The following is a 16621-nucleotide window of genomic DNA, read 5'->3' as shown; positions in this document are numbered from 1 at the left end:
GAAACCCATCTGATCAATGACAACGATCTGCTGACATTTACGTATCAATTGTTTTTTCCTGTGCTGTAGCTTGCTTATCAGCTTAATTCGATTACGCGATTTAATGAAGTTTTATTTTGGACAGATCTTGAATAAACTGTGTCGGGGTCTTACCGTATTCTTTTTTGAACGCTTTTGTAAAATAGGATTGTGTTTGAATGCCCACCCGATAAATCACCTCTGTTAGCAGCACATCTTCATGGGTTAAAATTTCCACTGCTTTTTTAAGCCGTATACTCCTTATAAACTCGTTTGGTGCCTGGCCGGATATTTCTTTGATCTTATGGTAAAGCTTGGTGCGGCTCATGCCTATGGATTCACAAAGGCTGTCAACATCCAGGTCGGGGTTGCTGAGTTCTTTATCAATAATGGCCAGTAATTTATCAATAAATTCTTTATCCTTTGATGAATGCACAAGCGCACGCGCTTCAATGTGGTGGTCTTTTTGATAGCGGTCTTTCAGTTTTTGCCTTTGCTCAAAAATATTGCGGATGCTTAGGGTAAGCAAATTAATGCTGATGGGTTTGGGCAAATACATATCGGCGCCAGAATCGATCCCTTCTATTTCGGCCTGTAAATTGGTTTTGGCGGTAAGCATAATAAGGGGGATATGGCTGGTATCAATATCCTGTTTAACCGCCTGGCAAAGGTCTATACCGTTCATGCCCGGCATCATTACATCGCTGATGATGAGGTCCGGAAATTCGCTTTTGGCGGCTGCAAAACCGGCATTGCCATCAACGGCTTCTGTGATGGTGTAATGCTCTTCGAGCGAGTTTTTGATAAACGCGCGGATCTCGTCGTTATCTTCCACAACCAATATCCTGTATTTATGCTTGCCAGCGGGGCCTGCTTTCGAGGGATACAGTGATCCCGTAGGTAAGGGCGGTTCCATCTGAATGCTCTCCAGCCGGGTGCCACCCGGTTGGGAGGCTGCGGTCCATTTTTCGTTGGCCTGGTAATCGCCCTGGGCAACCGGCAGGGCAATAATGATATCGGTACCGGCATGGCGCTGGCTGTATACGTAAATATCACCCTTGTGCAGTAATGCCAGGCTTTTTACAAAGGCCAGCCCTATGCCCGATCCTAAATGCGTTTCGGTAATGCGGTAATACCTTTCGAAAAGATGCTGGATAGATTCTTTGGAAATCCCGATGCCGTTATCAGAAATGCGGATGTAGGCATACTTTGCCGCCCTGAAGCTGTTTTTAAGGATTAGTTCATTTTCATGCGACGATTTAAAACCCTGTAAACTATCTAACGCCTCAACAATTACGCAACCATCCTCCGGTGTGTATTTGATAGAGTTATTAAGCAGGTTAAGTACTATCTTTTCCAATATCTGCCTGTCAAACCAGGTAGTAGCGGTGGTATTTTTACCCGTTTGTATTTTCAGGCTGATATTTTTTTGGCTGGCTGCTTCATTAAATTCCGCTGCAAGTTCGGCCACAAAGCTATCCAGATTACCCTCCATCACTTTTAATTGTAAGGTGCCGGTTTCTACCTTTCTGAAATCCATGAGTTCGTTAATAAGCAGCAACAACCGGTTGGCGTTGCGGTACATCACCTCATAGAACTGGCTCGACTCTGATCTACCTTTTTGCAGCAAGGCTTCCAGCGGACCTAATATAAGCGACAAAGGCGTACGAAACTCATGCGAGATATTGGTAAAAAACTGCAACTGCAACTGGTGCATTTCCTCCCTGCGGGATTCTTCCAGTTTACGCAGGTCCTGGTTCTCTTTAAAGCGCAGCAACTGGTAAACCGTTACCATAAAAAACAGGCCCATTAACACCCTAAACCACCAAGTAGCCCAAAACGGAGGCGTAATCGTGATCATTAATGATGTGTCCTGGTTGTTCCATAAGCCATCGTTATTGGCGGCCCGTACTATAAAAGTGTAATCGCCGGGAGATAGGTTGGTGTAGGAAGCTTTGCCATCGTTGGTAAAATGCCATCCAGGTTCAAATCCATCCAAACGGTATTGGTATTTATTATTTTCGGTGGCGGTATAGTTTAACGCCGCGAAATGCAGACCGATACTGGATTGTTTATAAGATAGTTTAACTTTTTTAGTGAGGCTGATATCGTTCGTAAGTGACGAACCCGCCGTATTGGGCTTCATTATTTTATCAAACACCTGCAAAGCGGTAACGTATACCGGTGGTAAATAAGGATTAGCCTTAATAGCCGCCGGGTTAAAAACGTTAAATCCATTTACACCGCCAAAATACAGGGTGCCGTTTTTTGCTTTAAGCGATGAGCCCGCCTCAAACTCCTGGCCCTGCAAGCCATCGGCAATGTTATACCGGGTAAACGCGCCGCTTGCCGGATTGAATTTGGTTAAACCGTTTGATCCCGAGATCCAAAAATTACCGGTGGCATCTTCCTGTATCGCCTTTATTATATCTATACCCAGGCCGGCTTTATCAGTATAAATTTCAAACTTGTTTTTATTGGGGTTAAACAGGTAAAGCCCGTTTTGACCAAGCCAGACCCTGCCGGTATGATCAATAAAAATAACCCGCAGATCGGGCAGTTTTTCCTGGTTGTTAAAGTAGTGGCTTATTTTTTTGCTGCGCAGGTTATAGCAGTTTAAGCCGCCGTCGTCGGTGCCTATCCACAGGTTTTTGTTATGATCTTCATTTAGCGCCACTATATTGTTGCCTTGTATCCTGGTTTTCCCATCGGGTGCTTGGGTAAACCTGCTGAATTGCAGGGTTTGCTCATTTAAAACATTTAGCCCACCGTAATAAGTAGCTACCCAAAAATTGCCTTCGCTATCCTTAAAAGATTGCTGCACATAGTTGGAACTGATGCTGGTTTTATCAGCGGCATTATTAGTAAAACGCCTGAAGCTTCCACTGGCTTTATCAAGGCAATTCAGCCCGCCTCCCCAGGTACTTACCCATACTTTAGCCTCATTGGCTTTATAAATATCAAGTACCGCGTCGGCAGCCAGGCTTTGGGTGTTATTGGGGTTGTTGCGGTAATAGCTAAAGGTGTTTTTTGCCGGGTTATAAATATTAATGCCGCCGCCATCGGTGCCTATCCAAACCTGGTGTGCTTCATCTTCGCAAAATGCCCGTACATCGTTATAACTTAAACTGTTGTGCTCGGGTTCGTTTTGCAGTAGCTTAAATTTATTGGCTTTGGGCGTGTATAAATTAACGCCCGCGCGATGAGTGCCCACCCACAGATTACTCTGGTTGTCCTCAAAAATAGCCGATACGGTTCTTTGCGACAAACTGCCGGGGTTTTCAGAAACGTTTTGATAGTTGCTGAACAAGCCGTTTTGTGGGTTAAACAGGTTAAGGCCGCCGTTAATACCGCCAGCCCAGATATTCCCTTTTCTATCTATAAGCAAACATTTAACCTGATCGTTACCCAGGCTGCCATCTGCATCCTGGTGGTGTTGATAGCGTCTAACCGCTTTTGAATTAAAATCAAGCGCCATTAGGCCGCCGTTTTCAATACCCAGCCAAAGGTTATGGGCGTGGTCTTCCTGTATGGTATTTACCGGCAGGTTTATAACATTATAACCTGGTAAACTAATAGCGTCATTAAATGAGTGGGTACGCCGGTCAAAGTGTTTTAGGCCCCTTTCGGTACCTATCCACAGGGTGTTTTTGCTATCCTCAAAAACACAGTTTACAGCACCGGTAGCAGTGCCGTAAAAATGGCCGAATGAATTATTTTGAGGTTGATACAGATTTAAACTGCCATCGGTGGTGCCAATCCAAAGGTTGCCCTGCTTATCGTTGTAAATACAATTAATGGTATTGCCGGATATGCTTAGCTTATTTGTAGCCGAGTATTTGTACCGGGCAAAAGTGTTTTTAAACGGGTTGAACAGGTTTAACCCGTTGCTGGTGCCTATCCATAGCCGGTGCTGCTTATCCTCATATAAACAGCGGATGTAATTATCGCTGATACTGCCGACATCGACAGGGTTGTTTTTAAAAACAGTGATCTGGTAGCCATCGTAACGGTTTAAGCCATCACGGGTACCAAACCACATAAAGCCCCGGCTATCCTGGTAAATGCATTCAACCGTACTGTTTGATAAGCCCTGGAAGCTATTAATATGGCTGAATTTAAGTTTGGGTGCCTGCCCAAAAACGGCACACGTTACCAATAACATTAAAGTGCTAAGCCTTAATATCGCCACGCTTTTAAAAAGGGCGGGGTATTTTTTTAACATGGGTAACAGTACAATTGATTTTTAACCGGCTGGTAAAACCGGTTTTCCTTTGGCTGATACAATGATAATTAATAAATGTTAAAAATACAGCTATAAACACCCTGTAAGCGTCGTTTGATTAAAAAGTATAACAGTTTGGACCAAAAGTATGATGATTTGAACAAGTCGGCTTGCGCTATTTATCTGTCATTTGTGCCAATAAACCAATGGCTTTTCTTTTAAACCGGGAAAAGTTTTTTTCAAACCAATTAAACTTATATATATGCAAAATGCTACTTTCCAATTTTGGAGAAGATTTTGTTGGCTGGCTTTTATCCTGCTAACAGTATCCATCTCTGGTGTTTATGCCCAACAAACGGTTACGGGCACCGTAACCGCTAAAGACGATGGCGCCGCGTTGCCCGGCATTTCGGTGCTGGTTAAAGGCACTACCCAGGGTGCTGCTACAGATGCCAGCGGTAAATTTTCCATTAAAGCGGCCAATGGCGCGGTATTGTTATTCCGCGGCCTGGGTTATGAGCAAAAGGAAATCACGGTTTCTGGCTCATCCTTAAATGTGGTATTAGAAACCCGCCAAAACGGCCTTAACGAGGTTGTGGTAATTGGTTATGGTACAACTACCCGCCAAAATATTACTACCGCAGTTACCAAGGTCGACCCTAAAAAGATCCCGCAATCGGCCAATAACTCTATCCCGCAGCTATTGTTTGGCAGGGCGGCAGGTTTGCAGGTAGCACAGGGCAGTTCGCAGCCCGGTGGTAACATTAACCTATCTATCAGGGGGCGTGGCAACCCGCTTTATGTGGTTGATGGTGTGATATTCCCGGGCGACGCGTTGGAGCCGGGCAACGGTACCATCGCTGGTGAAACCAATGGCGTAAGCCGTGGTGGTCTTGCCGGTTTAAACCCCGACGATGTAGAATCTATCGAAGTATTGAAAGATGCCAGCGCCGCTATTTATGGTGTTAATGCTGCCAATGGTGTTATCCTCATTACCACCAAAAAAGGTAAAGCGGGCAGGTTGAACATCACTTACAACGGCAGCTATTCATTCGAGAAAAACTACCCTTACCTGCAGCCACTAAAAGCCAACCAGTACGAAACCCTGTACAATCAATTAATTACAGATCAGTACCTGGCCGGTAAACAACAAACACCTTATGGTCCTAACCCACAATCGGGCATTCCTGCACCCAAATTTTCGGCTGCTGATATCGCTGCCGCTGGCGACGGTACCAACTGGCTGGGCCAGATTTTCCGTACAGGCAACATCAACAACCACCAGATTAATATCAATGGCGGCAGCGAAAAGGCTACCTACTACCTGTCTGGCGGCTATTATAATGAAGAAGGTACCTTAAAAGGAGCCGGACTTAATAAATATACCGGCAGGGCTAATATGTCATTTACCCCGGCTAAGTTTTTAACCATTAACGCCAACTTTACCGGTAATACCAACAGCTATATGAACTCGTCATCGGGCGGGCAAACCGGTGGCTCGGGCACACAAGGCTTTGGTATTATACAGGCCACTTTAGGTTACCCTGCAACGGTACCTGTAAGAGATGCTACCGGTGCTTATACCCGTTACGGCGTTATTGCCAACCCGGTATCCTTACTTGATGTGCAGGACAATACCAATTACCATTCCCTAAACGCCAATCTATCTGCCGATTTGAAGGTTATCCCCGGTGTTTTGGCAGGTCATATTTTATTTGGCGATAATTATGAGGCGGCCAACCGCAGCTTTTTTGTGCCAAGCACGGTTTTCTATTTCTCGCAAAACCTGTCAAGGGCATCCATGAACTATAACAACCGCGAAAACCAGACTTTAGAAGCTACCATAACCTTCAAAAAGGATGTAACCAGCTTTTTAAATATCGACGCGGTTGCTGGCGCAGGCCAGTACAAAAGTACTTACAACGCGTTTGGCAGCCAGGGTGCCGGTGGTGCCGATGTAATAGGTGCTACCAATCTATCTGCCGAAACCGCCAACATCGGTATAACATCTTTAAAAACAGCAAGCAAAACACGTTCGTATTTTGCACGTAGCTCATTTGGCTTTTTAGATAAGTACCTGTTAACACTATCATACCGCTATGATGGTTACAGCTTGTTTTTCCCTAATACCAAATATGCCTCGTTCCCATCAGCTTCTATCGGCTGGAAAATTACCAACGAGGAGTTTATGAAAAATGTACAGTTTGTAAGTCAGCTTAAGCTGCGTGCAAGTGCCGGTAGAACAGGCAGCACCATAGGCGCGGCAGGTTACGGTGGTTACGCGCCAGATGGCAATACGCTTTTCTTTAACAATGGCAGCGCTAACTATGCTACTATTGCCCGCTATGCCATCGATCACCCCGAACTAACCTGGCAAAAAACCGAGAACAAAAACATAGGCTTGGATTTTGGTTTCTTTAAAGACCGCGTTACGGGTTCTGTTGATGTATTTAAGGATGATATTACTAATTTGCTGAGAACAGCAGGTCCAACCGCGCCGCTTTCTTACCTGTCAACCCAGCCGGTTAATGGCGGGCACCAGTACAGGGAAGGTTATGATATCTCCCTAAATACACAAAACCTGGTATCTAAAGATTTTAGCTGGAGCTCGGTGATCAATGTATCGCACTATGTTTACAAATGGAAAAGCCGTTTTGTGTATGATAACCTGCTTACTTACCAGGGCGTAACCTACCAGGCAGTTAATGACCCGGTAGATGAGATCTACTATTTTAAAACCAAGGGGCTGATCCAGGCCGGGCAAACTATACCATCATCGCAGCCTACCGCGGGCGGTGCCAGTTTACCCGGCTCGCCTTTATATGTAGATGCTGATGGCGACGGTAAACTTACCGGCAGTGATATTTATAAACTGAACCCCGATCCTAAAATCAGTATTGGTTTTGGTAACAATTTCAGGTATAAGCAATTTGACCTGGGTATTTTCTTTTACGGCCAGTTTGGTGGTAAATCTATCAACTACAACTATGCCTGGGCCGATCCGGCAAGCATCGTATCAAGCACACAAAGCGGTACCGTGCAGGCGCTTAACGTTTGGACATCGGCAAACCAAAGCGGTACAAGGCCGGGTGTTAATTACATTGAAAACGCTACAGGTTTGCCACAAGGGAGTGATATCAATTTGGTGAGCACCAATTTTATACGCTGCCGCAACCTTACCCTGGGGTATACCATTACCTCGCCATGGCTAAGCAAATTTGCTAAATCGGTACGTGTTTTTGCCGATGCCCAAAACCTGTTCATCATTACCAAATACAAAGGTGTTGACCCGGAGGTGAGCTATGCCAGCGTAAAAGGCGGCTATGCGCCTTACCCTATGTTCAGGACGTTTTCTTTTGGCTTAAAGGCCGGGTTCTAACCTATAATCAGCAATCAACATGAAAAAAATTATAAGCATATGTTTAATAGCCGCCGCGGTAACCGTAAGCAGCTGCAAAAAAGGATTGGAGCCGCAAATTTATGGTTCGCTATCTACCACCAACTTTCCAAAAACCGAGGCCGACTTTGTAAACTACGTTACCGAGGTTTACAAACCATTTCAATCAAAATGGGGCTATAATGATCCGGCAGGTTACCAAAATGATTGGTTTAGCCCCGAGTATGGCGATATCATGATGTTTGATTATCCTACAGATAATTTAAATATATGGACAGGCTGGGGTGGTATTTTTACCCAGTTTAGCACCGCCAGTTTTACCTTTTTGGCTAACCAGGGCACAGGTAATAACCATTTTGAAAAAATCAGGTTTGTTACCCGCATTACCCAAATTATTGATGATATCAATAAATCAACTATCAGCGATGATGCCAAAAAAGAACTGACTGCCGAAGCCCGCATGTCTCGCGGATGGAACATGTATTACCTGTTGCAGTTATACGGCCCGGTACCGGTGATATTAGACGCCAGCAAGATCAATACCACCGCCGAGACTGATTTAACCCGCCCCACCAGGGAGGCTTTCCTGGCCTCGATAGTGGGCGATTTAACTTATGCCGCGGCCAATTTGCCAAAAACGCCTTCAGATTATGGCAGGTTTAACCAGGCCATAGCGCTTACTGTGCTGATGCGTACCTACATGAACGAAAAAGATTTTGTAAACGCCGAAAAAACAGGCAGGCAAATTACCGGTATGGGTTACACGTTGGTGAATGATTACGCCAGCTTATTTAATGAATCGACAGAAAAAAACACCGAAACTATGTGGGCGGTATCCTGCGTGCCGGATCAGGACGGTAACGAAAACCACGCCAGCTTTAACCCCTGGGATTTTTACACCTATCCTAAAGATTATCCCGGCAACCGTGTAAAAGATTCTTTTGCTGGTGGCGATGCGCCAATATCATGCACATGGTCGTTTTACAACTCATTTGATCCCGCCGATAAACGCCGCGCGCTTTTAATAGCCAGTTATATCAATAAAAGCGGTATGGTACGTAACCAGGCCAACGGCTTATCGGGCCCGGTTGTTGCCAAATATCCTGACAATGGCGGTGCCACCGTAGATGCTTACCAGGGTAATGATATTCCTAAAGCCCGTTTAGGTGATGTAATGCTTTTATTAGCCGAGGCTATTAACCAAAACAGCGGCCCTACAGCCGAAGCCGTTGGCCTAGTAAACCTGGTGAGGCTGGCACATGGCGGCGCTGCAATTGGCAATATGCCGGTAGCTGCCACGGCAAGCAAAGCGGCTTTTGATGCCTGGGTGTTGAAAGAAGAGGGTTGGGAAACTTACTTTGAGGGTTACCGTAAAATGGACCTGGTGAGGCACGGCCAATGGCAAAACGCGCTGTCATCGGTTGGTAAAACCGCCGGTCCGTACCTGTTCCCGGTACCTACTTATGAAATTACAGCCAGTAAGGGCAAATTAACACAAACAGCCGGTTACTAAACCAACATATGAAAGGTAAAAATATAATAGTATGTGTTGCATTCCTGGCATTGGCCGCCTGCAAAAAGGATAACCCGGCATCGGGCACCAAAACCACCAATACAACAGATACTACCAAAAGCAGTACATCGGCGCTTATTAAAGGTGCCGATGTAAGCTGGCTAACGCAGATGGAGGCATCGGGGTATAAATTTTATAACAGCGATGGCACGGCGGAGGATTGCATGGCTTTATTAAAAGATAAAGGCATGAACGCCATTAGGCTGAGGGCCTGGGTTAACCCGGCCGATGGCTGGTGCAACACCGATGATGTGATAACCAAAGCCCTGCGTGCGCAAAAGTCAGGTATGAAAATCATGATCGATCTGCATTACAGCGATACCTGGGCCGACCCCGGCAAACAGCCTAAACCCGCGGCCTGGCAAGGCCTTGATTTTACCGGATTAAAAGCGGCTGTGAGCACCTACACCCTATCTGTAATGAACGCGCTGAAAGCAAAAGGCATAACGCCAGATTGGGTGCAGGTTGGTAATGAAACCAACGACGGGATGCTCTGGGAAGGTGGCCGCGCTTCCACAAATATGGCCGCTTTCGCGGCGCTGGTAAGCAGCGGTTATAACGCGGTAAAATCGGTAAGCAGCAGCACCAAAGTAATTGTACACCTGGCAAATGGTTATGATAATGCCGTATTCCGCTGGCTTTTTGATGGGCTAAAAGCCAACGGCGCAAAATGGGATATCGTAGGCATGTCTTTATATCCCTCAACAACAAACTGGCAAAGTTATAACACGCAATGCCAGGCCAACATGAATGATATGTTTACCCGCTATGGTACACCATCAATGATTGTTGAAGTAGGGATGCCGGCTACAGAGGCCACAACGTGTAAAGCATTTTTAAGCGATCTGTTATCCAAAGTAAATACGGTGAGCGGTGGCCAGGGATTGGGTGTATTTTATTGGGAACCAGAAGCCTACAATTGGCAAAGTTACGGGCTGGGCGCTTTTGATGCTTCGGGCAGGCCAACGGTTGCTTTGGATGCCTTTAAATAGCAATTAAAACCAAATCTATAAACCAAAAAACAATCCATTATGAGAAAAATCACCGCCCTATCGGCAGCAGTTGTGCTTTGCCTGGGCATGAGTTGCCAAAAAGAAGGCGCAAAACAACAAAGCGGCGCGACAGATGCCGCCGCGACATCTAAATTAAAAACGGAGGCTACAAGCACCTTTGCTTATGGCTCTGATGCCAGCTGGGTTACACAGATGGAAGCATCGGGCAAAAAGTTTTATAACAGCAGCGGCACCCAACAGGATTTGTTTACCGTGCTGAAAGGTAAAGGGATTACCGCCATCCGTTTGCGGGTATGGGTAAACCCGTCATCAACCTATAACAGCACTGCCGACGTAGTGGCCAAAGCCCAAAGGGCCGCGGCGGCGGGTATGAGCATCCTGATTGATTTTCATTACAGCGATACCTGGGCCGATCCGGGTAATCAAACCAAGCCGGCCGCCTGGGCAAGCCTGGATTTTACCACCCTCATGAACACCATGTATAATTATACCTATAATACGTTAACTACGTTAAAAAACGCCGGCATTACCCCAACCTGGGTACAGGTAGGTAATGAAACCAGCGATGGTATGTTATGGCAGGATGGCCGGGCATCGGTATCGGCTACCAATTTTAAAAACTTTGCCTGGCTGGTTAACAGTGGCTATAATGCTACGAAGGCTGTTTTTCCATCGGCAAAAGTTATTGTGCATGTGGCTAATGGTTTTAACAATACCACCACCCGCTGGATTTTTGATGGCCTTAAAGCCAATGGTGCCAGCTGGGATATTTGCGGCTTTTCTATCTACCCAACAACCAGCAACTGGGCATCTATCAACAGCCAATGCCTGGCCAATATGCAGGATATGGTAAGCCGTTATGGCAAACAGGTAATGATTTGCGAGGCTGGGATGGATGTTACGGCAGCCACAACCTGTAAATCATTTCTTACCGATCTGATCACCAAAACAAAATCGGTATCGGGCGGCTTGGGCGTGTTTTATTGGGAGCCAGAAGCTTATGCAAGCTGGCAAGGCTATACCATGGGCGCTTTTGACAGCACCGGCAAGCCTACCGTTGCCATGGATGCGTTTGTGCATTAAAGATAAAAACCGGGCGTATGATAACACGCCCGGTTTGTTTTAAATTTATACGATAATAATATGGAAATGAAAATCACTTTTAACAGGTTAGGGATGTTGACGGCAGGCTTGCTGCTCACTGGTGCTTTATCGGCTTATAAACTTTCACCGGCTAAAACTTCACCTGTTAAATTTAAGCAGATTGTAGGTGCCGATATCTCTTTTATACCCCAATTAGAAGCCGAAGGGCGTAAGTTTTATGATAATGGGGTAAACAAAGATCCCTTTACCATTTTAAAAGATCATGGCTTTAACTATGTAAGGCTACGTATCTTTAATAACCCTAAGGCAGATAGCGGATATTCGCCAAAAGGTTATTGCGGCCTGGCAGATACCAAAAAAATGGCCCTGCGCATCAAAGCGGCAGGTATGGGTTTTCTGCTCGATTTTCATTACAGCGATACCTGGGCCGATCCGGCCAAACAATACAAACCTGCAGCCTGGAAAAATGCCAGCAACCAACAGTTGCAGGACTCTATCAAAGCCTTTACCGCCTTGGTTTTAAAAGAGCTTAAAAAGCAAGGTACCCTGCCCGATATGGTGCAGGTAGGTAACGAAATAAACCACGGCATTTTATGGCCCGATGGTAGGCTCAAAAACCTGGATACCCTGGCCGGGTTTTTAAAAGCAGGTACCAGCGCCGTAAGGACTTTTGATCCGCGTATCCGTATTATGCTGCACATAGCCTGTGGCGGCCAAAATGCCGAATCGAGATACTTTTTAGATAACATGCTTAAACGGGGCGTGAATTTTGACATCATCGGCGAATCGTATTATCCCGAGTGGCACGGCACACCCGATAGCCTGAAGAAAAACCTTACCGACTTAACCACCCGCTACAAACAAGATGTGATAGTAGCCGAATATTCGCAGCATAAACAGGAGGTGAATGATATTGCCTTATCCTTACCGGGCAATAAGGTTAAAGGCTCATTTATTTGGGAACCCTTTAGCTGGGGCGAAACCTTTGTTGATAAACAGGGCAATACAAACGCGTTCATCAAAACCTATGATGACATCAGCAAAGCTTATCACATCAGCCAGTAATACCTAAATGAAGAAAATTATTTTAATATCCCTTATCGCTTTTACAGCGGCTGTTGCCAAGGCACAGCAGGATAAGGCCATATCAACAACGCTTTTTAACAATAACTGGGAGTTTGTAAAAAATGCCGATACCAGTATTAATCAACAACTTTTTAATCCCCTTAAAACAGCGGTAGCGTGGCAGGCGGTTAGTCTGCCACATACTGCCAACATTGAGCCGGTTATTAAAACTGTGCAGCAATGGCAGGGCATTTGTTTTTACCGCAAGTTTTTTAGGCTGGATAAAGGCGATGCCGGCAAACATATCGCCATCCGCCTTGACGCGGCCATGAACCTGGCCGATGTTTATTTGAACGGCAAACTCCTGCAAACGCACATCGGCGGCTATTTGCCGGTTTACATTGATATTACAGCTAAGGCTTTATTTGGCAAGCAAAATTGCCTGCTCATCAGGCTCAATAACCAGGATAACCCGGTAATTCCGCCGGGCAAACCCATCAAAGATCTCGATTTTAATTTTTACAGCGGCATTTACCGCAATGCCTGGCTTATCAAAAAAAATAAGGTATACCTAACCGATGCTATAGAAACAAACCATGTAAATGGAGGAGGTGTGCTGATCCATTATGACAATATCTCATCGGCAAAAGCAACCCTGACTGTAAAAGCCGAGTTGAAAAACGATTTAACTAAAGCACAGCGCGTGCAGCTTAAAGCGGTACTTTATAATGCTTCGGGCAAGCAAGTTGTTACTACTACCGCAGCGCTGAAGGTAATTGATGCAAATGGCACAACTACCATACAGCAGCAATTAGTAGTGCCGAAGCCTGCTTTATGGTCGCCGGCGCATCCGCAATTGTATAAGCTGGTGGTGAGTGTGTTGAGCGATGGGCGTTTGGTTGATTCTGTATCCATACAAACCGGCATCAGGGAAATTAGCTTTAAAACCGATGGCTTTTATCTTAACGGCAGCAAATATGTATTGCGTGGTACCAACCGCCACCAGGAATATCCTTATATAGGTTATGCCTTATCAGATAACGCCCAATACCGCGATGTCTATAAAATAAAGCAGGCCGGGTTTGATTTTGTGCGATGCTCGCATTACCCGCCATCGCCCGCGTTTTTAGCGGCCTGCGATGAGTTGGGCATCTTTGTAATGGATTCTACCCCCGGCTGGCAGTTTTTTGGCGATGCTACGTTTCAGCAAAACAGCCTGCGAAACATTACCGATATGATCCATCGTGATAGAAACCACCCTTCTATTATTTTATGGGAAGCATCGTTGAACGAAACCGATATGACGCGCGATTACATGGAAAAGGCCCATGCCATTGTACATACCGAATTACCATACACCGATACCTATACCTGTGGCTGGATGAACGCCGTGTATGATGTATTTATCCCCGCCCGCCAGCATGCCAAAGCGCCAGATTACTGGAAAAAGTTTAACAGCAAACCTATCCTGATTGCCGAGTATGGCGACTGGGAGTATTACGCGCAAAACGCGGGCTTTAATCAAACCCAATACAAAGATTTAACCGCCGAAGAAAAAACTTCGCGCCAGCTGCGTGGCGATGGCGAAAAACGGATGCTGCAACAGGCTGTAAATTTCCAGGAGGCCCATAATGACAACCTTAACGGGAACATTACCGGTGATGCCAACTGGTTGATGTTTGATTATAAACGAGGCTACGCGCCGGATATTGAATCATCGGGCATTATGGATATTTTCAGGCTGCCCAAGTTTGCTTATTATTTTTACCAAAGCCAGCGCGACGCGGCGGAAAGCAAGCCCATGCTATTCATCGCCAATTACTGGAATGATCCTGCAACAGAAAGCGTGAAGATCTATAGCAACTGCGACCAGGTAGAACTGTTTTTGAATGGAAAGCTGATAGGAAAACAAACTCCCGATACCGGCAAAATGAGCAGTAACCTCAGGCACGCCCCTTTCACTTTCAATATAGCATATCAGGCGGGCAGCCTGGTAGCGAAGGGGTATTTAGATGGATCGGTAGTTGAAAGCGCCGAACGAAGAACTCCCGCAATTCCTTATGCTGTGAAGCTCTCGGTTGATTACAGCGGGCGAAAATTGATCGCCGGTAAAAATGATGTACTTTTTGTTTATGCCGCTATCGTTGATCAAAACGGAACAATTATTCCGGATGCAAAACAGAAAGTAAAATTAAGCTTGAGCGGTGACGGAAATATTGTTGGAAAAAAAATAGTGGATGCTGAAGCAGGCATTGCAGCATTTGTAATAACAACCGGGATAAAAGCGGGAGCATTAAAACTCTCGGCCGCTGCGGATAATTTAATTCCTGGAGTATTAGAGATCAAATAGAAACATAGTAAAAACTTGAGGTTGTTACTATGTCAAATTTGGAAAAGTAAACCTACCGTGGTTATGTCAATAATGATGAGCAAATATTTTACTGTTACATTTTAAATGCTTACTTTTATATTGCAAGATTTGTAACCAATCTGTATCAAAATACGCGGCAAGTAGTGAATTGTCACCTCTGTCGCCATCCTTGTGCCCTTTTGTACTAAATTCCAATCCCTTGTAATGATAGCCCCGGTTTCTTTTGTTTCACCTCTTCGCCTTTTAATACAAAGCGCTACCTTATGTCCACGGATGATAAAATCCTGTCGTCAGTAAAAAAGAATTAAATGCTAATGCATCAATGTGGAGAATATCGGATTATTAAGAGCCGTTATTGCATTACTCAAACTACGTTTTTGATGCTCTGAGAGCGGTTTTTGATTTTTCATTTTGCAGTTTTTAAGTGATTTTGGCAGTGTTTTGGCAGAGTTTCTCGCCGGAAAATCATTCCCAAAATCCTTGTCTATGATATCAAAAATGCGGTTTTTAAACTTTTTCAAAATTGCCTTTTATAAAAATACTGACTTTTTTTGTGATTTTTAGTCTTTTTTCATCTATTCTCGACTAAAAAAGCTTCAGCTGACCCTCTCAAGTCGATTCTATCTAAAAAAGTGATTTTCTTTATACTTGTGACGGCATCTGCAAAGCAAGCAACATCAAATTTGCATTAAAAAGTCATAATTTAGCTAAAACCTTACAACAATCCAGAGCTATGCCCTTTCGAAAATTGAACCGAAACTATGATGATGTACAAGGCCAGAAGCCCCATCAAGAATCAAAAAAGAAATCTTCATATTCTTACATAAGCTCCGTCTCTGAAAAGTATTTTTCCCTTGCAACTTTGGGTACGTCTACAGGTGGCGGATTAATATTATTTTATTTATATGATCTCCAGCAATACTGGAATGTATCCAACACCGATGCCCAAATAATAACGACCCTCGTGGGGGATTGGGTGGTTTTATGATCGCAATCCCCTTGTTTTTGAAAGATCTGCACCGACAGAACGACCTGTCTTCAATGTTTATTCGATTGGGTGTTCCAGTTCCTCAAACGAGATGCCAGCAAGTTCGAGCAGGCGCTGTAACACTTCCTGCGCCTGCTCCAACTTCTCCGGACGGGGAGCGAACTGCCAATTGTATAATTCATTAAAGCCGGCGTATGCTGATAGGAAATCTTGCTTGCGTCGCGAAAACTGAAAAGTTTGCTGTGCTTGGTTGGCTAAGCACTCCCAATAAAGCCCAATGATATGGTTATGGTTAGGTCTGATAAAATATCCTTGGCTAATACATGATAGATCACGAATCTATGTTGGTGAGAACACACAACAGTATTCAGTTAGGTGACACCAAGGAGCCAAAACAAAGCCAGTTGTAATCATTTTACATAAATGGTATCTACAGGTTCCTGAACTTTGTTCAATTGAACTTCAATTTTTTTCAGTAAGGAATGTGTCAAAATTCCATTCACAAGCTTTAGTTTTCGAAACTTATTTAAAGAGTCTAATTTGAGTATATAAATATACGTTTTCGCTGAATTTGGCGCATTAGTTAGATTGCTATCGGGCAGAGTATACGTATCATAATGTTGGGGTTGAATCAAATATCCCATATATGATGTATCGCTATAAAGCAAACTGTCCGTCATAATTCCATTTTTAAGTAATGCACAAGCTACAGTGCTCGACGTATTATTTTTCACTGTAGCAATCTTTGAGTTGTAGGCACAAGAAACCATGAATAATAAAACTATTAAGGCTTTAACACTAAGTTTTCGTTTCATCATTATTAATAATTATCTTAAAATACAAGTGAGCTTTATACAAAAATATCAA

Annotated in this window: 8 protein-coding genes; 6 read left to right on the top strand and 2 right to left on the bottom strand. The window is 44.6% G+C overall.

Annotation, left to right across the window (positions count from 1 at the left end):
* Window positions 1-100: 100 nt before the first annotated feature.
* Window positions 101-4243, bottom strand: coding sequence for a hybrid sensor histidine kinase/response regulator transcription factor (locus tag QWZ17_RS25625; protein ID WP_290308187.1), 4143 nt, complete (start codon window positions 4241-4243; stop codon window positions 101-103).
* A gap of 262 nt (window positions 4244-4505) precedes the next feature.
* On the opposite strand from QWZ17_RS25625, the gene QWZ17_RS25620 reads away from it, so the two are divergent.
* Genes QWZ17_RS25620 through QWZ17_RS25595 form a run of 6 tightly spaced genes read left to right on the top strand, consistent with a single transcriptional unit; the run spans window position 4506 to window position 14745 of the window.
* Window positions 4506-7622 carry a SusC/RagA family TonB-linked outer membrane protein gene (locus QWZ17_RS25620; RefSeq protein WP_290308186.1) on the top strand — a complete coding sequence of 1039 codons (3117 nt, stop codon included), beginning with the start codon at window positions 4506-4508 and terminating at the stop codon, window positions 7620-7622.
* Window positions 7623-7641: 19 nt separating this feature from the next.
* A complete protein-coding gene (locus QWZ17_RS25615) occupies window positions 7642-9153 on the top strand; it encodes a RagB/SusD family nutrient uptake outer membrane protein (RefSeq protein WP_290308185.1) in 1512 nt (503 codons plus the stop codon).
* A gap of 8 nt (window positions 9154-9161) precedes the next feature.
* The gene (locus QWZ17_RS25610) at window positions 9162-10205 is read left to right on the top strand and encodes a glycoside hydrolase family 53 protein (protein WP_290308184.1); all 1044 of its coding nucleotides are present in this window, start codon (window positions 9162-9164) and stop codon (window positions 10203-10205) included.
* Window positions 10206-10244: 39 nt separating this feature from the next.
* Window positions 10245-11309, top strand: coding sequence for a glycoside hydrolase family 53 protein (locus tag QWZ17_RS25605; RefSeq protein WP_290308183.1), 1065 nt, complete (start codon window positions 10245-10247; stop codon window positions 11307-11309).
* A 60-nt stretch (window positions 11310-11369) separates the two neighbouring features.
* Window positions 11370-12395: a glycoside hydrolase family 53 protein gene (locus tag QWZ17_RS25600; RefSeq protein WP_290308182.1), complete on the top strand. Its 1026-nt coding sequence runs from the start codon at window positions 11370-11372 to the stop codon at window positions 12393-12395.
* Window positions 12396-12402: 7 nt separating this feature from the next.
* Window positions 12403-14745, top strand: coding sequence for a glycoside hydrolase family 2 TIM barrel-domain containing protein (locus tag QWZ17_RS25595; RefSeq protein ID WP_290308181.1), 2343 nt, complete (start codon window positions 12403-12405; stop codon window positions 14743-14745).
* 1419 nt (window positions 14746-16164) lie between these two features.
* On the opposite strand, the gene QWZ17_RS25590 is transcribed toward QWZ17_RS25595, so the two are convergent.
* Complete coding sequence (locus tag QWZ17_RS25590) at window positions 16165-16572, bottom strand: hypothetical protein (protein WP_290308180.1); 408 nt, start codon at window positions 16570-16572, stop codon at window positions 16165-16167.
* Window positions 16573-16621 lie beyond the last annotated feature (49 nt).

It is taken from the genome of Mucilaginibacter flavus (genome assembly GCF_030409315.1).
GTDB lineage: Bacteria > Bacteroidota > Bacteroidia > Sphingobacteriales > Sphingobacteriaceae > Mucilaginibacter > Mucilaginibacter flavus.
The sequence above is the reverse complement of the archived record's forward strand: the minus strand, read 5'-3'. Positions and strand labels throughout refer to the sequence as shown.

Coding starts and splice junctions, on each gene's coding strand:
- QWZ17_RS25625 (WP_290308187.1), bottom strand. CDS start 4,243: ATGTTAAAAAAATACCCCGCCCTTTTTAAAAGCGTGGCGATATTAAGG.
- QWZ17_RS25620 (WP_290308186.1), top strand. CDS start 4,506: ATGCAAAATGCTACTTTCCAATTTTGGAGAAGATTTTGTTGGCTGGCT.
- QWZ17_RS25615 (WP_290308185.1), top strand. CDS start 7,642: ATGAAAAAAATTATAAGCATATGTTTAATAGCCGCCGCGGTAACCGTA.
- QWZ17_RS25610 (WP_290308184.1), top strand. CDS start 9,162: ATGAAAGGTAAAAATATAATAGTATGTGTTGCATTCCTGGCATTGGCC.
- QWZ17_RS25605 (WP_290308183.1), top strand. CDS start 10,245: ATGAGAAAAATCACCGCCCTATCGGCAGCAGTTGTGCTTTGCCTGGGC.
- QWZ17_RS25600 (WP_290308182.1), top strand. CDS start 11,370: ATGGAAATGAAAATCACTTTTAACAGGTTAGGGATGTTGACGGCAGGC.
- QWZ17_RS25595 (WP_290308181.1), top strand. CDS start 12,403: ATGAAGAAAATTATTTTAATATCCCTTATCGCTTTTACAGCGGCTGTT.
- QWZ17_RS25590 (WP_290308180.1), bottom strand. CDS start 16,572: ATGATGAAACGAAAACTTAGTGTTAAAGCCTTAATAGTTTTATTATTC.